This is a genomic window from Pseudomonas campi (assembly GCF_013200955.2).
GTDB classification, from domain to species: domain Bacteria; phylum Pseudomonadota; class Gammaproteobacteria; order Pseudomonadales; family Pseudomonadaceae; genus Aquipseudomonas; species Aquipseudomonas campi.
This window is the reverse complement of sequence record NZ_CP053697.2, coordinates 707,743-727,575: the sequence shown is the minus strand read 5'-3', so window position 1 is coordinate 727,575 and position 19,833 is coordinate 707,743. Positions and strand designations below refer to the sequence as shown.

The 19,833-nt window shown below is 65.4% G+C and carries 17 protein-coding genes; 8 read left to right on the top strand and 9 right to left on the bottom strand.

Going from position 1 to position 19,833, the window contains the following annotated elements:
* Positions 1 to 41 precede the first annotated feature (41 nt).
* The gene (gene thiC, locus HNE05_RS03250) at positions 42 to 1,925 is read left to right on the top strand and encodes a phosphomethylpyrimidine synthase ThiC (protein WP_173203285.1); all 1,884 of its coding nucleotides are present in this window, start codon (positions 42 to 44) and stop codon (positions 1,923 to 1,925) included.
* A gap of 132 nt (positions 1,926 to 2,057) precedes the next feature.
* Here thiC and HNE05_RS03245 read toward each other — a convergent pair whose 3' ends face one another.
* From HNE05_RS03245 to HNE05_RS03205, 9 genes are all read right to left on the bottom strand, one after another.
* A complete protein-coding gene (locus HNE05_RS03245; protein WP_173203283.1) occupies positions 2,058 to 2,834 on the bottom strand; it encodes a substrate-binding periplasmic protein in 777 nt (258 codons plus the stop codon).
* A 118-nt stretch (positions 2,835 to 2,952) separates the two neighbouring features.
* Positions 2,953 to 3,699, bottom strand: coding sequence for a DUF3298 and DUF4163 domain-containing protein (locus HNE05_RS03240; RefSeq protein WP_173203281.1), 747 nt, complete (start codon positions 3,697 to 3,699; stop codon positions 2,953 to 2,955).
* 158 nt (positions 3,700 to 3,857) lie between these two features.
* Positions 3,858 to 5,060: a DUF1302 family protein gene (locus HNE05_RS03235; RefSeq protein WP_173203279.1), complete on the bottom strand. Its 1,203-nt coding sequence runs from the start codon at positions 5,058 to 5,060 to the stop codon at positions 3,858 to 3,860.
* Complete coding sequence (locus HNE05_RS03230; protein ID WP_173203277.1) at positions 5,060 to 5,842, bottom strand: outer membrane lipoprotein-sorting protein; 783 nt, start codon at positions 5,840 to 5,842, stop codon at positions 5,060 to 5,062. Before HNE05_RS03230 ends, HNE05_RS03235 begins: the two co-directional genes overlap by 1 nt.
* A gap of 10 nt (positions 5,843 to 5,852) precedes the next feature.
* Positions 5,853 to 6,740: a hypothetical protein gene (locus HNE05_RS03225; RefSeq protein WP_173203275.1), complete on the bottom strand. Its 888-nt coding sequence runs from the start codon at positions 6,738 to 6,740 to the stop codon at positions 5,853 to 5,855.
* Complete coding sequence (locus tag HNE05_RS03220; RefSeq protein WP_173203272.1) at positions 6,733 to 9,264, bottom strand: efflux RND transporter permease subunit; 2,532 nt, start codon at positions 9,262 to 9,264, stop codon at positions 6,733 to 6,735. Before HNE05_RS03220 ends, HNE05_RS03225 begins: the two co-directional genes overlap by 8 nt.
* Positions 9,261 to 10,475, bottom strand: coding sequence for an acyl-CoA dehydrogenase family protein (locus HNE05_RS03215; RefSeq protein WP_173203270.1), 1,215 nt, complete (start codon positions 10,473 to 10,475; stop codon positions 9,261 to 9,263). The genes HNE05_RS03220 and HNE05_RS03215 overlap by 4 nt, the downstream gene beginning before the upstream one ends.
* 2 nt (positions 10,476 to 10,477) lie before the next feature.
* A complete protein-coding gene (locus HNE05_RS03210) occupies positions 10,478 to 12,226 on the bottom strand; it encodes a HesA/MoeB/ThiF family protein (RefSeq protein ID WP_173203268.1) in 1,749 nt (582 codons plus the stop codon).
* Positions 12,227 to 12,453: 227 nt separating this feature from the next.
* On the bottom strand, positions 12,454 to 13,332 hold the full coding sequence (locus HNE05_RS03205) for a PAS domain S-box protein (RefSeq protein WP_173203266.1): 879 nt from the start codon (positions 13,330 to 13,332) through the stop codon (positions 12,454 to 12,456).
* A gap of 264 nt (positions 13,333 to 13,596) precedes the next feature.
* Between HNE05_RS03205 and HNE05_RS03200 the strand changes: the two genes are divergently transcribed.
* The 7 genes from HNE05_RS03200 (at position 13,597) to HNE05_RS03170 (ending at position 19,826) form a co-directional block, all read left to right on the top strand.
* Positions 13,597 to 14,196 (top strand): NUDIX domain-containing protein, encoded by a 600-nt coding sequence (locus HNE05_RS03200; protein ID WP_173203264.1) that lies wholly within the window; start codon positions 13,597 to 13,599, stop codon positions 14,194 to 14,196.
* Positions 14,187 to 14,639: a DUF1249 domain-containing protein gene (locus HNE05_RS03195; protein WP_173203262.1), complete on the top strand. Its 453-nt coding sequence runs from the start codon at positions 14,187 to 14,189 to the stop codon at positions 14,637 to 14,639. The genes HNE05_RS03200 and HNE05_RS03195 overlap by 10 nt, the downstream gene beginning before the upstream one ends.
* A 201-nt stretch (positions 14,640 to 14,840) precedes the next feature.
* The gene (gene cpdA, locus HNE05_RS03190) at positions 14,841 to 15,656 is read left to right on the top strand and encodes a 3',5'-cyclic-AMP phosphodiesterase (protein ID WP_240008809.1); all 816 of its coding nucleotides are present in this window, start codon (positions 14,841 to 14,843) and stop codon (positions 15,654 to 15,656) included.
* An 88-nt stretch (positions 15,657 to 15,744) separates the two neighbouring features.
* The gene (locus HNE05_RS03185) at positions 15,745 to 16,350 is read left to right on the top strand and encodes a YqiA/YcfP family alpha/beta fold hydrolase (protein ID WP_173203258.1); all 606 of its coding nucleotides are present in this window, start codon (positions 15,745 to 15,747) and stop codon (positions 16,348 to 16,350) included.
* Positions 16,351 to 16,414: 64 nt separating this feature from the next.
* Positions 16,415 to 18,313 carry a DNA topoisomerase IV subunit B gene (gene parE / locus HNE05_RS03180; RefSeq protein ID WP_173203256.1) on the top strand — a complete coding sequence of 633 codons (1,899 nt, stop codon included), beginning with the start codon at positions 16,415 to 16,417 and terminating at the stop codon, positions 18,311 to 18,313.
* A 38-nt stretch (positions 18,314 to 18,351) separates the two neighbouring features.
* Positions 18,352 to 19,302, top strand: coding sequence for an esterase-like activity of phytase family protein (locus HNE05_RS03175; protein ID WP_173211590.1), 951 nt, complete (start codon positions 18,352 to 18,354; stop codon positions 19,300 to 19,302).
* 35 nt (positions 19,303 to 19,337) lie between these two features.
* Positions 19,338 to 19,826, top strand: coding sequence for a retropepsin-like aspartic protease family protein (locus HNE05_RS03170; RefSeq protein ID WP_420826998.1), 489 nt, complete (start codon positions 19,338 to 19,340; stop codon positions 19,824 to 19,826).
* The last annotated feature ends 7 nt before the right edge of the window (positions 19,827 to 19,833 follow it).

Below are 19,833 nucleotides of genomic sequence, written 5' to 3'. Positions count from 1 at the left end.
CCGCACTCCAGGTTCGCTCCGACACCAGCCAGGAGTCAGCCATGCGTGCCGAACAAGCCAAGAATCTGAGTGAAAGCGCTCAGGTCGACCAGCAGTCGATCCAGCCCTTCCCCCGTTCGCAGAAAGTCTATGTACAGGGTTCGCGCCCGGATATCCGCGTACCGATGCGCGAGATCAGCCTGGATGTGACACCGACTGCATTCGGCGGCGAGATCAACGCCCCGGTCACCGTGTACGACACCTCCGGCCCCTACACCGACCCGACTGTGACCATCGACGTGCGCCAGGGTCTGGCCGACGTGCGCAGCGCCTGGATCGACGACCGTGGCGACACCGAAAAACTGCCGGGCCTGTCCTCCGAGTTCGGCCAGCGCCGCCTGAACGACGCCGAGCTGACCGCCATGCGCTTCGCCCACGTGCGCAACCCGCGCAAGGCCAAGGCCGGCAAGAACGTCAGCCAGATGCACTACGCCCGCCAGGGCATCATCACGCCGGAGATGGAATACGTCGCCATCCGCGAGAACATGAAGCTGGCGGAAGCGCGCGAGGCTGGCCTGCTCAAGGAGCAGCACGGCGGCCAGAGCTTCGGCGCCAGCATTCCGAAAGAGATCACTGCCGAGTTCGTCCGCGAGGAAATTGCCCGCGGTCGCGCCATCATCCCGGCCAACATCAACCACGTGGAACTGGAGCCGATGATCATCGGCCGCAACTTCCTGGTGAAGATCAACGGCAACATCGGCAACTCGGCGCTGGGTTCTTCGATTGAAGAAGAAGTGGCCAAGCTGACCTGGGGCATCCGCTGGGGTTCGGATACCGTCATGGACCTGTCCACCGGCAAGCATATCCATGAGACCCGCGAGTGGATCATCCGCAACTCGCCGGTGCCGATCGGCACCGTGCCGATCTATCAGGCGCTGGAGAAGGTCAACGGCGTGGCCGAGGACCTGACCTGGGAACTGTTCCGCGACACCCTGATCGAGCAGGCCGAACAGGGCGTGGACTACTTCACTATCCACGCCGGCGTATTGCTGCGCTATGTGCCGCTGACCGCCAAGCGCGTCACCGGCATCGTTAGCCGTGGCGGCTCGATCATGGCCAAGTGGTGCCTGGCCCATCATAAAGAGAACTTCCTCTATACCCACTTCGAGGAAATCTGCGAAATCATGAAGGCCTACGACGTCAGCTTCTCGCTGGGCGATGGCCTGCGTCCCGGTTCGATCGCCGACGCCAACGACGCCGCCCAGTTCGGCGAGCTGGAAACCCTCGGCGAGCTGACCAAGATTGCCTGGAAGCACGACGTGCAGACCATGATCGAAGGCCCCGGCCACGTGCCGATGCAGCTGATCAAGGAGAACATGGACAAGCAGCTGGAATGCTGCGACGAGGCGCCGTTCTACACCCTCGGCCCGCTGACCACCGACATCGCCCCCGGCTACGACCACATCACCAGTGGCATCGGTGCGGCGATGATCGGCTGGTTCGGCTGCGCCATGCTCTGCTACGTCACGCCCAAGGAGCACCTGGGCCTGCCGAACAAGGATGACGTGAAGACCGGCATCATCACCTACAAGATCGCCGCGCATGCCGCCGACCTGGCCAAGGGTCACCCGGGCGCGCAGATCCGCGACAATGCCCTGAGCAAGGCGCGTTTCGAGTTCCGCTGGGAAGACCAGTTCAACCTCGGCCTCGACCCGGACACCGCGCGCAGCTACCACGACGAGACCCTGCCCAAGGACTCGGCCAAGGTCGCGCACTTCTGCTCCATGTGCGGGCCGAAGTTCTGCTCGATGAAGATCACCCAGGAAGTGCGCGACTACGCCAAGGAGAACGGCCTGTCCGACGAGAGCCTGGCGGTCGAGGCCGGCTTCAAGGAACAGGCCGAGCGCTTCAAGGGCGAGGGTTCGGTGATCTACAAGCAGGTCTGATTCCTGCCTGGGATGTCGCGCTCACGCCAAGCGTGGGCGCACCCTAGAAACCACTCAGGCCCTTCACCATGGTGAGGGGCTTTCTTTTTTTATCGGGTGCTGCCCGCTCCGCTAACAGGCTGGGGGCGGACCTCAATAATCGTGAATCTGGTACTTGGCCGCCTGCTCACCCATCACTTCATCACGCAGCTGGCCGACCCGACTCCACAGGCGCTCCAGCAGTTGCGGATGACGGGCCTGGAAATCGCGATTGAAGATGACGAAATAGTCCTTGATCACGAAGGGCACTGGCACCTCCTCGACATCTTCGATCCGGTAGTGACGGAGCGCCTCATTGCCGGCCTCGCGCAGGGTGACATAGCCTGCCAAACGCCCGGCGCGCAACTTGGCCAGGTTGCGCCGAGCGCTGGACTCCTCCTCCACATCAACGCCATGGGCGCGCAGATCCTCAACAATCGACCAGCCACGGTTGGCGCCCAGCGGTTTGTCCAGATCCCTGAAGCGCAAACCATCCCAGTCCAGTACAGAACCGCGCAGACGGAACAGCGCATAAGCCTGTGAGCTCATGCGGCGCGCAGAATCCGGCAGGCCGTCCTTGAGCGGGTAAGCGAAACGCTGCGCCCGCTCGGCGTTGTAGGAATACAGAAGCGCACCGTCCTGGCTGCCAGACTCGACCGAGGCCAGCACCCGCAGGGTCGGGGCGCGCTTGAGGTGCAGCTTGCAGCCGATATCGCCCGCCGCGCGCTGCACCAGCTCAATTGCAATCCCCGGCTGCTCGGGGACGACCTCACTGTCGCCCATGATCAATGGCGGGATCGAGTCGATGCTGTAGGTCAGCGACAACTCACAGGCCTGGGCCTGCAAACAGCTTCCCAGGCCAACGGCAACCCCCAGCATCAGCGCACGCATGACAACCCCTTGCTTAAGCAACAGCCCTGAATGGCAGCACGTTGATATTCCGTGCACGGCTGCGAAAACAGTCTAGCCAACCGGCGCGGGCGCGCAGATGCACGCCCCGCATAGCGGGTTACCCGCGCCCGGGGAAGTAGAACGGCTTGAGGATGCCGTTCAGGCGCGGGTAGGGAATACGCAGCTCCGGATGGCCGCTGCTGTAGGGGGCGATGCGCGCCACCTCGTACTTGAGCATCACCGCACCGAAGGTCAGGGCGATGTTGTCGGTACGTTCGAATGGCCAACTGGCCTGGTAGTCGAGGTCCTGATCGAGACCGTTGGTCTTGAGCCAGGCCTGGTGCGCCAGTTCGGCGGCTTGCCAGAAGGCCTGTTCCTCGTCGGGCAGCAGCATGTCTTGCAGGCTGAGCACGCGCTTGAGCCGGCGGTCGTAGTTCAGGTAGGCGCGCCCGGGGATGCCATGGGCGCCGCCGGTGAAGCGGTAACTGGACAGCTCGATGATCAGCAGGCGGCCATGCTGCTGCAACACCTTGGCCTGCAGGTAGCTGCTCCAGCCCGGCTTGGCCGTGGCCAGGAAGTCGCGTTCGTAGCTGGCCAGCGAGCTCGGTGGCGGGTCGCCCGGCAGCTCGATGGTCAGCCCGAGCAGCTCGCGCTCGATCTGTGCCTGCAGCTCGGGCAGATCCTTGGGCAACTGCAGATCGATATTGACCAGCGGGCAGTCGCCGCCCGTGCAACCCGGCGCGCGGTGTTCCCAGGCCTCACGGCTGGTAGCCAGGGGCTGGCTGTCACGTGCCGGCAGCAGGCCCTGGCAACCAGTCAGGAACAGGGTGAGGGACAGCAGACTGGCAACGGCGATGGGGCGCATGGGTATTCCTTGGGCGACGGCGGGCAGTTCGACTGCACATGCCGCCGAGTGTTCCCGGCGGCACGGGCGCCATTGTCGCTGCCCGCGCCCTTCCCTCCAAGCCCGTAAGGTTTCTTCTGCCAAACCCGGGAAAGAAATGGCCCGCACCATGCCGCGACTCAGAAGCTGAAGTCGCGGCGCACCTGCAGGTAGACCCGATCACGCTGATCGAACTGGCCGTACTGGGTACGTTCGCCACCGCTGAAGCCAATCAATCCAGTCTCGACATACCACTGGTTCCATGGCCGATAGCCGAGGTTGGCCTTGACCATGTGGCTGCTCTGCGTGTCGTGGTTGTACAGCCACAGCAGCCCGGCATTCAGGCGCTGCTTGGACCAGTCCTTGAGCACGGCCGCCGAGGCCTCCCAGGTGTTGCTCTGCTGCAGACTGGACGGCGCATCGTGGCGATGGCTGACCGTGGCCTGCAGATTCACCGTCCACTCGTTGCGGGTCATGTCGAGGCCGAGCAGGGCCGCGCTCTTCGGTACGTTGTCGGCCCCCGTGGGGGTCTGCAAGGGCTCGTGGAACAGATGCACCAGGTCGCCACGTACCACCCAGTCGCCTGCCGGACGGGCGAAGGAAGCGCCGACCAGGCTGCGTCGCCGCTGTTGCTCGACCTGCCGCCCTTCCTCGACCACGTACAGCGGGTCGGGACTCAAGCCGTCGAACAGATAGAAATCCAGGTCGGTACCGTCGACGAAGGTCTTGCCGCGCCAGCCGATATCCGCGCGCTCGTGCTCGTCGTCCTCGGGCAGGCCTTGCGGTTGCCCGGCGACGGCGAAGTCGGCACCGGCCGGGGCGAAGCGGGTGGTCTTGGTGCGCGGCGCCAGCACGAACTGCTGTTCGAGGCTGTCGCCATAAACCTCCACCACCGCCATCGGCCGCGTTTGCCGGCCGAGGGAGTAGTCGTCGATATAGGGCAGGAGGAACTCGCGCAGGTCCAGCGGGTTGAGCACGTCGACCAGGCGGAAGTAGTCGCCACGGCCCCAGGCGATCTGCTGCTGGCCGAGGCGCCATTGCCAGCTGTCGCCGGCCCAGGTGACATACAGCTCGCGCAGGTCCTGATCGGACTGCATGCGGTCTTCCAGCCTGCCGCCGGCATCGTCGTACTGGCTGCGATAACGCCCCAGCAGCACGCTGTCGAGGGTCCAGTTGCCCTCGCTGACGCGGCTTTCCAGCAAGGCTTCGAGGCGATGGCCGGAACTGCTGCTGCCCGTGGTGTCGTGGTGATAGCCGTCTTCCAGATGGCCACGATTGCTCAGGGTGGCCGCGGCCAGCGGTAAGCTGGCCAGGCCGAGCAGGCCGATAAGCGCTGCACGCATCAACGGATCCCGTTGCGCAGGGCGCGCTCGCTGAAGTTCTGGTCTGCCAGGTCGAGGTTATAGTCGGCATCGGCGCGCACCAGGCGGGTCGAGCCACCTTCCAGCAGGTTGCTCATCAGCGACTCCTTGACCGTCCAGAAGCCCTCGATCTGCGCCACTTCGAGCACTTCGAAGGTCTTGATCTGGCGGCCGCCACGATAGAACTCGTCACGCAGGATCAGCCCGCGTTCACGGTCGACATACACCAGACGACGGCTGTAGCCGGTGCGCGGGTTCTCCAGGCCATCGGCGGTAGTCGCTTCGATCACCTGCACCGGGCGGTCCTTGTAGGTTTCCTCGCGCAGCAACTGGTACTGGTAGTCGTCGACGCGCATGCGTTCGATGTCGGCGAAGGAGAAGTCGGTGCCGAGGAACGGGCCTTCCTTGGAGTTGGTGGCAATACGCCGGGTCTTGCGCAGGGCCGGCAGGTACAGCCACTGGTCGTCTTCGCGAGCCGCAGACTCGGCGTAGCTGTGCATGAGGATGCCGGTGCCGGCGGTGTCGCTAGGCGCGGTGAAGTAGAGGGTCGACTTGCGCTCCTCGCCGTACTCCTTTTCCAACATCAGCAGCTGGCGTTCGCGGACGAAACCGTCGGCCATGGTCTGCACCAGGGTCACCGCCGAGCGGCGGTCGGCGCCTTCGTCGCGGTCGCGCACCTCGCGCATGATGGCGGTCGGATCGAGGCTGTCGGCCAGGGCCGGAAGGCTCAGCGCGAGGCCGAGGCTGTAGAGAAACATACGCATGGAAAACTCCTTAACGACAATCCACTGTCAGGTAACTGGTGGGGCTGGACGACCAGGTGGCCGTGCCCTCGATGCGGTAACCGGCGATGCTCGGCGCTGCAATCTGGCCACGCCCGAGGGCGACCAGGTTGAGGCGCTGCAAGTCCGGTCGGGCGAGGTCCTGCAGGTCGCGGCTGCGCAAGCTCTCGGCGATCAGGTAGAGCTGCGCCACCTCGTCGCGACTGGCCGGCAGGCTGGCTTCGCCATTCAGCACGCGCTTGAGGTAGATCAGGATGTCCGCCGCCGAATAGGCCTGCAGGCTCTGCTCACGCAGCGCAGCGGTGCTGCGTTCGAGCTGCTGCAGGGTGGCGACCGGCTCCGGCAGCGCCGCCTCGGCCTGTAGCTGCCACTCGCTGAGACTGAGCCCCTGCAAGGCGCCGGTGGCGTCTGGCTGCACCCGGCACTGGCCGCCGAAATCGGCCGCCAGTTGGCTGGCATAGCGGCGCAGCAACTCGGCCTGTTCGGCCTCACTGTAGGGGTGCGCCAGGCGCAGCCAGAAGTGCGTCGCGTCATGTGTCGCCGTGACCAGCCGCGGGCCGAGCAGCGGATGCTGCTCGACCAGCCCGGCCAGGGTCTGCAGGCCCGCAGGCGTCAGCTCGCGAGTCTCGATCAGCCGGCGAAAGCGTACATCGTCGCCCTGCACGGCAATCGCATTGGTGCTGGCCAGGCTGTCCACGGCACGAATCGGCGTGCGCCCCGCGCCATCCTGCAGCGTCCACAGGTTCTGCGTGGCCCCCACCAACTGCTGCAGGTGGGCGGCCTGGTACAGGTCGCCCCCCGGGTACAGAGTCAGCGCCAGCCAGTCCTGCGCGCCGGCCGGCAAGGCCAGGCACAGCAGCCAGAGCAGGTGCTTACGCATTGGCCGGCTCCGTCTGCTGAACCTCGCGCTCGAGCGGCGCCTGCCGAGTACCGACGAACACCGGCAGCACCAGCAGGGCGAACAGCGCGCTGAACAGCATGGTCAGGGCGATGAAGAAGCCCAGGTTGACCAGCGACTGATAGCCCGACAGGCACAGCACCAGGAAGCCCAGACCCAGCGCCAGGGTATTGATCAGGATCGGCTTGCCGCAATGCCGCAGGGCGTACTGGGTGGCCTCCTGGGCATTGCCCTGGCTGCGGCGCATGGCCGCGATCACATGGATCGCGTAGTCGATGCCAATGCCCACGCAGATGGCCGCAATGATCGAGGTGCCGATGTCCAGATCGGTTCTGGTCAGCGCCATCAACGCGCTGATGCCGACCAGGGTGAACAGCAGCGGTAGCAAGGCGATCAAGCCCAAACGGATCGAGCGGAACATGAGCATGACCATCAGAGCGATCAGCACCAGCGACGCCAGGATGCTGTGGATCTGCCCCCAGACCACCGCATCGGTGGTGGCCACCAGCACTTCGCCGTAGCCGGAGACGCGCACCGTCATGCCCGCCGGCAGCACCTGCTGGGCGTAGGCCAGCACATCTTGCTTCACCGCGCCGACCTCCGAGGAGCGGTCGGTATGCAGGATGGCCAGCACCCGGCCGTTCTGGAAGCGGCGATCGACCACGTCGAACAGGTCGCGGCCGTTGGCGTTCTCGTAGAGCAGGAAATACTGCGCCAGCAACGGCCCGCTGATGTCCGCGGGCAGGCGGTACTGCTCGGCGGCGAAGCTGTCCTGGGTGACCTGGTGCAAGCGCTTGACGAAATCCGCCACCGAATAGGTGAAGCCGACTTCGCTGCGCACGCGCAGGTGCTCCTGGATCTTGGCCACGGCCTGGATCAGCTCCGGGTCCTTGAAGGCGTCGACCTGCTGGCTCTCGATCATCACACTGATCGGCGTGGTCCCGCCAAACTTGGCGTTGATCGCCGCGTCATCCTGGCGGATGCGACTGTCTTCCTCGAAGTAGCCGATCACCTGGTTGTCGACAGTGAGGTTCTCCACCACGAACCAGCCGCACAGCCCGATGGCCATCAGCATGCCCAAGGCCAGGCGCTTGCCATAGCCAACAAAGTGACCGAAGGCGGCGACCATGCGGTCCAGACGGTCGCTGGCCAGCAGGCCGTGGCGCGGCGGTTCGGCCCTCCACAGGATGACGATGGCAGGCAGAAAGACGATGGTGATCAGCCAGGCGAAGAAGACGCCGATACCGGTGAAGATGCCGAACTCACGGATGAAGGTGACGTCGGTCCAGGCCAGCGCGAGGAAGCCGGCCAGGGTGGTCATGGAGGTCACGAACATCGGCCAGAACAGCTTCTGCAGAACGCTGAAGGCGGTGTCGATGCGCGCCTGGCGATCCGGGTTGGACGGCAGGTTGCGGTAGTAGTCGGCGAGGAAGTGAATGGCGTCGCACACCGCGATGGAGATGATGAACACCGGCATGATCGAGGTGATGATGTTCTGCTTCACCCCGCAGGCGGCCATCAGGCCGAGGGTCCAGATCAGGCTGAAGACGGCGATCAGCAACGGCGCCACCACGCCCTGCAGGCGACCGAAGCTGACGAACAGCACCAGCAGGATCACCAGCAGTACCGCCGGCAGCAGGGTCTGGTTGTCCTGCTCCATGTTCGACGCGGTCTGCGCGGCAATCATCGGCGGGCCGCTGAGGTAGATGCGGTCGTCGCTCTGCACCTGGTCGGTGATATCGACGATGGCCTGGTAGGCCTGCAGCATGGCCGGCGAGTCATCCTGGGCGATGTTGAACTCGACCTGAATAGTGGTGGCGCTGCCGTCGCGGGCCACCAGACTGTCGAGGAACAGCGGGTTGCCCAGCACTTCGCCACGCAGGGCAGCGAGACCGGCCTGGTCCTGCGGAACCTGCGGCATCAGCGGATGCACATCGAGGGCGCCATCGAGGGTCAGCATGTTCTCGATGGTGACCAGGCTGCGCACCTTGCGGACCGGCACCAGGCGCGTCTGCAGGCTGTCCAGCCAGGCTTCCTGGGTGTGGCTGAGTGCACCGCTTTCGGCCAGGCGCTCCTTCAGCGCGGCCAGGCGCGGCTGGTCGGCGGGCTCCAGGCCGCCGGCGAGGATGGCGTCGACCTCGGCCTGCAGGCGTGGGTCGCTGCGCAGGGCCTGCAGCTTGTCGCTATCAGCCGGCTGTACCAGGTCGATGGCCTGGAAGGCTCGGGTCAGCTCGGCCACCAGGGCCAGGCTCTGGGCATTGAAGATATTGCCCTGGGGGTTTTCCAGGGCAATGATGGCCTGCTCTCCGGTGTTGGAGAACAGCCGCTTGGTATCGCTGTCGGCCACCCGACTGGGGTGGCTCTTGTCGATCATGTAGGGGGTGCTGTTGACCTCCAGGCGGCCCATCGCGACCACCGCCGAGGCGGTGATCAGCAGCAAGGCAGCGAGCATCAGCCAGGGCCGATGCAACATCCAGGAGAGCAGCGCCACGGCGCGCGTCTTCATGCCGCCGCTCCTTCGCCGGTATAGGCGTCCAGGCGCAGGTCGTCCTTGGCCTTGCTGCGGTTCTGCGCATCTGCCACCAGGTTGGCCCAGATCACCGTCTTGTGGATTTCGCTGGTGCCGCCGGCGAAGAACAGGCCGATGGAGTCACGCAGCAGGCGCTCGTAGTGGTGGTCGCGACGGTAGCCGTAGTTGCCGTGGATGCGCATGGCATTCAGGCAGGCCTCGTGCATCGACTCACTGGCCAGCACCTTGATGATCGAAGCCAGGGTCGAGCAGTCACGCCCCTGCTCCAGCTCGGTCAGGCCTCGGCCGACCACGCTGCGCAGCAGCTCCAGCTGGGTGTAGGCCTGGACAATGTGGCCCTGCACGTACTGGTTGTCGCTGATCGGCCGGCCGAAGGCCTCGCGCTTGAGGCTGTACTGCAGGCACTCGTCGATCACCGGCTGCATGCAGCCAACGATGGATACGCCGGTGAAGATGCGCTCGACCAGGAAGCCGAAGTACAGCACGCGCAGGCCCTGGCCCTCGATGCCGACCAGGCTGGCGGCGTCCAGCGCCACGTCGTCGAAGCTCAGGCTGCCGATCGGTGTACCGCGGTTGCCCATCAGCTCGAACGGCGTGGACTGGGTAAGCCCCGGCTTGGCGGTCTCGGTGATGAAGCAGGAGATGCCGTTGGTCCCGCTCTCCTCGAGGCGCGCGAAGGTCATGCAGATATCCGCCACCGGCGCGTTGGTGATGTTCCACTTCATGCCGTTGAGGCGGTAGCCACTGCCATCGCGGCGCGCCGCCAGCTTCAGCGAACGCACGTCGGAGCCGCAGCCCTGTTCGGTGATGGCGAAGCAGCCGATTTTCTCGCCACTGATCAGCGGCGGCAGCCAGCGTTGCAGCTGTTCCTCAGTGCCGTAGCTGATCAGCGCCGCCTGCACCAGGGCCACCTGGGCAACGAAGGAGACCAGTACGCCCATGTCCTGGCAGCCCTCGGAGAAGCCTTCCAGCGCAGCGGAGAACTCCCAGATGCCGAGGCCCTGGCCGCCGTACTGCTTGGGCATGTGTACGCCAAACAGGCCGCTGCTACCCAGGGCCCGCCAGAGTTCGCGGTCGAAGCCCAGTTCGCGATCGCGCTGGGACGATGTAGGGCGCACCAGCTCGCGGCCGACGGCCAGGTAGTGGGCGCGGATGTCTTGCTGTTGTTCGTTCCAAATACCGTTCATGTTCATGCTCCTATCTGCAGAGGGGTCTGCTGCTTGGCGGCGCGCAGCTGGGAAAGAAATTCGTCGCCTTCTAGCTCGATCAGGCTCTCGATCTGCGCCACCCGCTCGCGGTCGATGGCGTCCAGGCGCAGCCAGAAGGGGTGCACCTCGCGACCCTGATAGCGGTTGGCGTAGAGATGCTCGGAGGGGATGCTGGCGTCGCGTGCCGGCATGATCTGCGGGCGGAAACCGAAGAAGCCGAGGTTGCGCAGGGTGACCTGCCGCTCACCGTCGCCGACCATCGCTGCCACGCCGCTGTCGGCCATGCACAGCAGGCGGCCGTAGGCGCTGAGCAGCAGCATGCCGGCCTTGGCCTCCAGCACCGGATCGCCGATCTGCGCCTTGGTCACTCGACCGATCTCGCGCACCTGCTCCACCGGCAGATCCTGCAGCTCGGCGATCTGCGCATAGAGGTCACGACCGAAGGCGGTCTCCACGCCGAAGGCCGGGCGCTGCGCGTCGTCGAAACGTTTGCCGCGAGCAATCGGCGCCTTGAGGGTGGAATAGGCCAGTAGCTGCTGGTCGCTCTCACGCACCAGCACGATATGCACATCCTCCTGAGCCAGGTTCTCCAACGGCTCGGCGTGCAGTTGGCGGCTGGAAGCCACCAGCGGGTTGATGAAGCCGACTTTGGCGTAGTGGACGAAGGCGAAACGCAGCAACTGGCGAGTCAGGTTGTTGTCCAGCTGGTAGTTGGGAATCGCGTAGGTGGCGATGCCGGCGCGACGGTCGATGCAGAACTGCTGGTAGCTGCGCAGGCCGCCCAGCAGGGGCGCCTGATAGTGCTTGACCGAGCGTTCGAGGAAGAACGCGTCGGGCAGCTCCGGCGGCAGCTGGCGCCATTGCGCCAGAGCCTGACGGCCCTGCTCCAGCTGGCGCTGGTGCTCGCGCTCGGCCAGGGCATCGCGACGCCGGATCAGCTCCCAGACGTCGACATAGATGGCGTCACGTACCGCGCGACCATTGAGCAGATCGATGATCAGCGCGGTGGCCAGGGTGCCGAACAGGTGGGCGGCGACGCCCAACTGCGAGGTGTAGTCCTTGCCGGCCAGATGGCGGTCCAGCTCGGCGTACATCTCCAGCGGCACGCACTCCACCGGAATCAGAAAGGAGCAGGCCTGCATCGGATCAAGGGTGGCCACCTGCTCGGCGCTCAGCTGGTTGTCCAGCACCGCCAGGTCCGGGTTGCGGTAGTCGAACACCGGGATGTACTGGGCGGCGGCCATGTCGTAGCCGCACACCACCGGCTTGTACTGGCGCTGACAGACACGGTGCAGCAGGTACTTCATTTCCAACCCGGAGCGGCCGGTGACATCGATGGCGTCCACCACCACGTCGGCCTGGGCAACCATGGCCTCGACGTTGTCCGGCGTCACGCCGTGGCCGTGCAGCTCCAGCTTGATGTAGGGGTTGATCTGGCGTACGCGCTCGGCAAATACCTCGACCTTGGTCCGGCCGATATCGCTGATCACCATGTTCTGCCGGTTGGCATTATTCAGCTCATAGCTGCCGTTGTCGGCCAGGATCAGGTGCTCGGCGCCGCTTCGCACCAGCAGCTCGATCACGCTGCCGCCAGTGGAGCCGCAACCGGCGATGAGGATCACCGCCTCGCGCAGGCCACACTGCTCGTCCGTGCTGATGAACCCGGCGTTGCGCAGGGTAAGTTCGCGATAAAACTGATCGTGATCCAGGGGGGGGAGTGGGTGACTCATTGTGGCGTCCTGCGGAGTATGGGAGGCCGGCATCCTATTCACCGCTTTAATGGCACAACAAGGAGCAAAAACCCTTCGCTGCCATTAACCACAAAAACAGTTAACTACATGTTTTTATTAGTATTTTCATCTGTGATCACAGATATTCGAGGCACACAAACGACAACCGCCCCGAAATGGGGCGGTTTGTCATGCAATCGTCATTGAAAAAAACAGCCGCGAAGGCTCTAGCCCACGAGTTTGTGCAGATTATCCGGCACCTTGGTCAGCTCCCAGAGGAAGCTGTCGAGCTTGAAGGTGGACGTGCGGATTTTTTCCTCGATGTCGTGCAGCTCACGACAGACTTCCTGGTAGCGCTGTTCACGACGCACGGCGGCCAGGGCCTCGCTGATCCGCTCCGGCTGCGCGCCGATGTATTCGCGCACGCGTTTGCCGCCCTTCTGCGGGCGCACCAGGTAGAGGTAGCGCTGCTGGTGCCAGTAGGGCGTGGCAGCGATGCGCGGCGAGTCCTGCAGGGCCTCGAACTCGGCCAGCAGGTTCATGCGCAGGGATTTGAGGCTGTCGAGCTGTTCGGAGATGCGCCAGACCTTCTGCCCCAGGCTCTCCTGGTCGCCAAGCTTGTCGGCGTGACTCTCGCGGTGGGAAATGTCGGTGATGGTCAGCAGGCTGCCGCGGTCGCGGCCGTCGACGCTGGGAATCGGCGCCGCGCTCATCTGCACCCAGCGCACCTGGCCGTCGCTGGCCTGGATGCGCATGGGATAGCGCTCCGCCGACGGGCCCTGGCGGCGCTGCATCAGCACCACCTCCACCAGGTCGGCGGAGATGACCTGGGCCAACGGCCGGCCCAGGGCCTCGGCCGGCGAGTAGCCGAGGAAGTGTTGCATGAAGGGGTTCATGTAGGTGATGCGGCCGGACGGATCGAGGACCACCAGGCCCTCCTGGGCCTGCTCTACCAGGTTCTGGTAGCAGCGAGTGTCGCCGGTGCTGTAGCAACTGGCCACCTGCAATTGCGGCTCGGCGCCGAATTCGGCATCGGTATAGGCCACCGGGATATCCGTGTCCGGATCGTATTGCCGGAGCAGATCGATCAGCTCTGCAGCGCGCATTCCCTACCCCCTGTTGAAATCGATACCGACGGCCGCGAGTATACTCATCGCTAGCCCATGAAAAAGTCTGCTATTTCCGATAAGTGCCAAACGGCACGGCATATCGACGTCACACTATCGTGCTTGAATGGCCTTGAGGCGACAGCGTCGGGCCGCAGCGGCAGCTCTTGCCAAAGCGCGGTTGCCGCGCGCACATTCACCAGTAGCCCGCCGGTGGCGGATGGATTTTCTGCAGGGCCGAACCCTGCCACGAGGGGGAATTGCATGTCACATGCCGATGTCGAGGTGCTCCAGCGCGAGACCTGCTTCAAGGGCTTCTATCGCCTGGACCGCCTGCATCTGCGCCACCGCCAGTTCGCCGGCGGCATGGGCCCGCAGCTCAGCCGCGAGCTGTTTGTGCGCCACGACGCCGTGTGCGTGCTGCCCTACGATCCGCAGCGCGACAGGGTGGTACTGATCGAGCAGTTTCGCGTCGGCGCCATGGACAAGAGCGCCAACCCCTGGCTGCTGGAGCTGGTGGCCGGGCTGATCGACAAGGACGAGGAGCCCGAGGAAGTGGCCCACCGCGAGGCCGAGGAAGAAGCCGACCTGCAGCTCAGTGCGCTGTGGCCGATCACCCAGTACTACCCCTCCCCTGGCGGCTCTGACGAGCGCGTCTACCTGTATCTCGGTCGCTGCGACAGCGAGGGCGTCGGCGGCGTGCATGGCCTGGCCGAGGAAGGCGAGGACATCCGCGTGCATGTCTGGCCGCTGCAAGATGCGCTGCAGGCGGTCAAGGACGGGCGCATCAACAACGCCGCCAGCATCATCGCCCTGCAATGGCTGGCGCTGAACCGCGCCGAAGTGCGGGGACAGTGGTCATGAACCTGCTGCGCGAGCGTTACCGGGTCGACCTGGTCGAACTGCAGGCCGCTTGCGAAGCCAACTACGCGCGCCTGCTGCGCCTGCTGCCGGACATGCGTGCGGCGCAGGGCGAACGCCGCGTGGCCCTGAGCCAGGGTGACCAGTTGCTCGGCGTGCTGGTGCTGCAGGTGCTGGAAGCCTGCCCCTACACCACCACCCTGCAGGTGCGCCAGGAACACAGCCTGCAGTGGCTGCCGGTGCCCAAGTTGGAAGTACGGGTCTACCACGACGCGCGCATGGCCGAAGTCGTCCGCGCGGAAAACGCCCGGCGTTTTCGCAGCATCTACAGCTACCCGAATGCCGCCATGCATCAGCCGGATGAGAAGACCCAGCTCAACCTGTTCCTCGGCGAATGGCTCAGCCACTGCATGGCCTGTGGCCATGAACTGGCCAGCGTGCGCTGAGAGCCGACCTCCGATCGCCTGGCCGTCGGCCAACGCACCGCCGCACACCGATCAATTTCTAGCCAGACACCCCCGAACACCCCGGCTTTCGCCCCAGAAATGCCCGCCAAACGTGGCAAATGTGACCCGTTCACGTTTGCCGGGTTTACCGAATCGCATTTCAGCCACCATAATCCTGAGAACCTGTTCAGGAGTCGCACCTTGTCGCGCCCCGTTTCCCTTGCCCATGACCCTTCGGTGCTGATCGTTCAGCTCTCCGACAGTCATCTGTTTGCCGAAGAAGACGGCAAGCTGCTTGGCATGAACACCTGCGACAGCCTGCAGCGGGTCATCGAGCGCGCACGCGAAGAACAGCCGCACATCGACCTGATGCTGGCCTCCGGCGATCTGTCGCAGGATGGCTCGCTGGCGTCCTACCAGCGCTTTCGCGAGCTGACCGATCCGGTTGCGGCAAAAGCCCGCTGGTTCGCCGGCAACCACGATGAACTGCCGAGCATGCGCGCCGCCTGCAAAGACAGCGATCGACTGGAGCCGATCCTCGACCTCGGCAACTGGCGCATCACCCTGCTCGACTCCTCGATTCCCGGCGCAGTGCCCGGCTTCCTCGGCGACGACCAGCTCGAGCTGCTGGAACAATCGCTCAACGCTGCGCCCGAACGCCACCACCTGGTGTGCTTCCACCATCACCCGGTTTCCATCGGCTGCACCTGGATGGAACCGATCGGCCTGCGCAACCCCGACGCCCTGTTTGCCGTGCTGGCCAAGGCGCCGCAGATCAAGGCGATCCTCTGGGGGCATATCCACCAGGAATTCGACCAGCAGCGTGACGGCGTGCGCCTGCTCGCCTCGCCGTCCACCTGCGTGCAGTTCGCCCCCGGCAGCGAGGAATTCCAGGTCGACACCACGGCGCCCGGCTACCGCTGGCTGCGCCTGCATGCCGATGGGCGCCTGGAAACCGGCGTGTCGCGGGTCACCGGCATTCACTTCGAAGTGGATTACAGCGTCAAAGGCTATTGAGCCACGCCAGAACCGCACGCAATAAGCTGCACAGCGGGGGCAACTCCGCTTGCAGCCTGAAGCTTTCAGCTTGTAGCCTCCCCTCCCCATGACCAGCATCCTTTATATCCACGGCCTCAACAGCTCGCCGGCCTCGACCAAGGCCAGCCAGCTGCTGCGGGTTGCCGAACACGGCGGTATCGCCCAGCACCTGCGCGTCCCCGCCCTGCACCACCACCCGCGCCAAGCCATGGCCCAGCTGCAGGCAGCCATCGCCGAACTGGGCCGGCCGCTGCTGGTAGGCAGTTCGCTGGGCGGCTACTACGCCACCTACCTGGCCCAGCAGCATGACCTGAGCGCCCTGCTGATCAACCCGGCGGTGCGCCCGCACCAGCTGTTCGGCGGCCGCGAAGTCGAGCAGACCAACCACTACAGCGGTGAAACCTGGCTGCTGACCCATGACCATGTGCAGGCCCTGGCCGAGCTGGAAGTGCCGCCACCGCAGGACGCCCAACGCTATCGCGTGTGGCTGCAGACCGCCGACGAGACCCTCGACTACCGCCAGGCCGAGTCCTACTACCAAGACTGCAGCCTGGATATCCAGGAAGGTGGCGACCACAGCTACCAGGGTTTTGCCGGCCGTCTGCCGGAAATCCTCGAACTGGCTGGTTTCAGCCCGGCAATCTGGCAAGATTTCGACTTTTCCACTCTGTGAGCCCGCCGGACTGCCTCACCGCAGCCCGTCCGCGCCCGGATCAACTGACCAAGTAAGAGACCCCATGGCCCAGCAGAACTCCTACAACGCCGATGCCATCGAAGTCCTCTCCGGCCTCGACCCGGTGCGCAAGCGCCCGGGCATGTACACCGACACCTCGCGGCCCAACCACCTGGCCCAGGAAGTCATCGACAACAGCGTCGACGAGGCCCTCGCCGGCCACGCCAAATCGATCCAGGTGATCCTCCACGAGGACAACTCCCTGGAAGTGCTGGACGACGGCCGCGGCATGCCGGTGGACATCCACCCGGAAGAAGGCGTGCCTGGCGTCGAGCTGATCCTCACCAAGCTGCATGCCGGCGGCAAGTTCTCCAACAAGAACTACCAGTTCTCCGGCGGCCTGCACGGCGTGGGCATCTCGGTGGTCAACGCGCTGTCGACCCAGGTGATCGTCACCGTCAAACGCGACGGCAACGAGTACCAGATGAGCTTCGCCGACGGCTACAAGGCCAGCGACCTGGCCGTGGTCGGCACGGTGGGCAAGCGCAACACCGGCACCAGCGTGCATTTCTGGCCGGACGCCAAGTACTTCGACTCGCACAAGTTCTCGGTCAGCCGCCTCAAGCACGTACTGAAAGCCAAGGCCGTGCTCTGCCCCGGCCTGGCCGTCAGCTTCGAGGACAAGGCCAGCGGCGAAAAAGTCGAATGGCTGTATGAAGACGGCCTGCGTTCCTACCTGGTGGATGCCGTCAGTGAATTCCAGCGCCTGCCCGAGGAGCCCTTCGTCGGCAGCCTGGCAGGTAATAAAGAGGCGGTGGACTGGGCCCTGCTGTGGCTGCCGGAAGGCGGCGACGCAGTGCAGGAAAGCTACGTCAACCTGATTCCCACCGCCCAGGGCGGCACCCACGTCAACGGCCTGCGCCAGGGCCTGCTGGATGCCATGCGCGAGTTCTGCGAGTTCCGCAACCTGCTGCCGCGCGGGGTCAAGCTGGCCCCGGAAGATATCTGGGAGCGCATCTCCTTCGTCCTCTCGATGAAGATGCAGGATGCGCAGTTCTCCGGGCAGACCAAGGAGCGCCTGTCATCGCGCGAGGCCGCCGCCTTCGTCTCCGGCGTGGTCAAGGATGCCTTCAGCCTGTGGCTCAACGGCCACCCCGAACTCGGCCAGCAGCTCGCCGAACTGGCGATCAGCAACGCCAACCGCCGCCTCAAGGCCAGCAAGAAGGTCGAGCGCAAACGCATTACCCAGGGCCCGGCGCTGCCCGGCAAGCTGGCCGACTGCGCCGGGCAGGACCCGATGCGCTCCGAGCTGTTCCTGGTCGAAGGGGACTCCGCCGGCGGCTCGGCCAAGCAGGCGCGCGACAAGGAATTCCAGGCGATCCTGCCGCTGCGCGGCAAGATCCTCAACACCTGGGAAGTCGACGGCGGCGAAGTACTGGCCAGCCAGGAAGTGCACAACATCGCCGTGGCCATCGGCGTCGACCCGGGCTCAAACGACCTCGGCGAGCTGCGCTACGGCAAGGTCTGCATCCTCGCCGACGCCGACTCCGACGGCCTGCACATCGCCACACTGATCTGCGCGCTGTTCGTTCGCCACTTCCGCCCGCTGGTGGATGCCGGCCACGTCTACGTCGCCATGCCGCCGCTGTACCGCATCGACCTGGGCAAGGAAATCTTCTACGCCCTGGACGACGCCGAGCGCGACGGCATCCTCGACCGCCTGGTCGCCGAGAAGCGTCGTGGCAAGCCGCAGGTCACTCGCTTCAAGGGCCTCGGCGAGATGAACCCGCCGCAGCTGCGCGAAACCACCATGGACCCCAACACCCGGCGCCTGGTGCAGCTGACCCTGGAAGACTTCGAGGGCACGCTGGAAATCATGGACATGCTGCTGGCGAAGAAGCGCGCCGGCGACCGCAAGAGCTGGCTGGAAGCCAAAGGCAACCTGGCCGAGGTTCTGGTGTGAGACTGAGTCTGGCCCTCGCTGGCCTGCTGTTCGCCTGTATGGCGGCAGCGGCCGAGCAGCCCGTGCAACCAGTCGAACTTGAGCTGCTGGCCGAGTACCCGGTGGACGGCATGGCCGGCGGTAACCTGTCCGGCCTGACCCGCTGCGGCGCGGAATGGCTGGCGGTGTCCGACCGCGAGGACGAGCGCCTGTATCGCTTGGTTCCCGGCGATGCTGCCTGGCAGGCCGAGGCCGAGACCTTCGCCGCGTCGCCGGTACCGCGCAGCGCGCTGCCCTGGGGCCTGCGCATGCGCACCTGGGCAGCCAACCTGGTGCGCGGCGGCGAGCTGGACTTCGAGAGCATCAGCTGCGACGCCAAGGGCAACCGCTACCTGCTCAGCGAGGCGCATACCGCCCTGCTGCAGGTTGGCCCCAGCGGTATGGCCGAATGGCTGGCGCTGCCGGACGAACTGCTCCGCCAGGCCCGCGCCAGCGGCATGCTGCTGCGCCACAACGCGCTGCTCGAAGGCCTGGTCGTCGATCAGGCCGGCGAGCGCCTGTGGCTGGCCGCCGAGCGCGAGCGCCGAGGCCTGCTAGTGCTGCACAAGGACAAGGGCCGCTGGCGCTGCACCGGCGGCTGCATCCTGATGTCGGAAGCCGGCCAGCTGCGCTCGCCGCTTACCCCGCAGAGCGACCAGCGCCATCCGCGCAGCTTCGGCGACCTGGCCTTCCACGATGGCAGACTGTTCACCCTGGAGCGCCTGGAACAGCGCATCTGCCGCCGCGACTTGACCACAGGCGCGGAGCAGAAATGCTGGTCCTTCAGCGCCGCGGCCCTGGCCGACGGTCGCAGCTACCCCGAGCCCTACGGCAACGCCGAGGCCCTGTGGCTGGACAAGGACGGCGCCTGGCTGGGCCTGGACAACAACGACCAGGCCCGCGCCGACGGCGAAAGCCGCCCGCTGCTCTGGCACTTCAAGGCGCCGGCCGGCGGCTGGAGCGCACCGTGAGCGACAGACCTGCCGGCCAACGCGCCGGGCGCATCATGCTGATCCTGGCCTGGATCTTCGCCCTGGCGCTGGCCACCTACTGGTTCGGCAACTGGGAAGACCAGCGCGACAACCCCAATCGCGCCCCGCAGTCACTGCATGGCGATGGCTATATCGAAGTGCGCCTGGCCAGCGGCCGTAGTGGCCACTATTTGCTGGATGGCAAGATCAACGGCCAGACCCTGACCTTCCTCCTCGACACCGGTGCCAGTGCCGTGGCGATCCCCGCCGAGCTGGCCGCCCAGCTGCGCCTGGAGCCCGGCGCGCCGGTACAGATCCGCACCGCCAACGGCACGGTGACCGGCCAGCGCACCCGCCTGGCCTCCCTGCAACTGGGCGATATCCAGCTGCGCGATGTGGCCGCGCTGATCACCCCCGGCATGGACGGCGACGAGGTGCTGCTCGGCATGAGCGCCCTCAAGCAACTCGAATTCACTCAGAAGGGCGGCACCCTGGTGCTGCGCCAATCGACTTCACTGAAATGACCCTGAG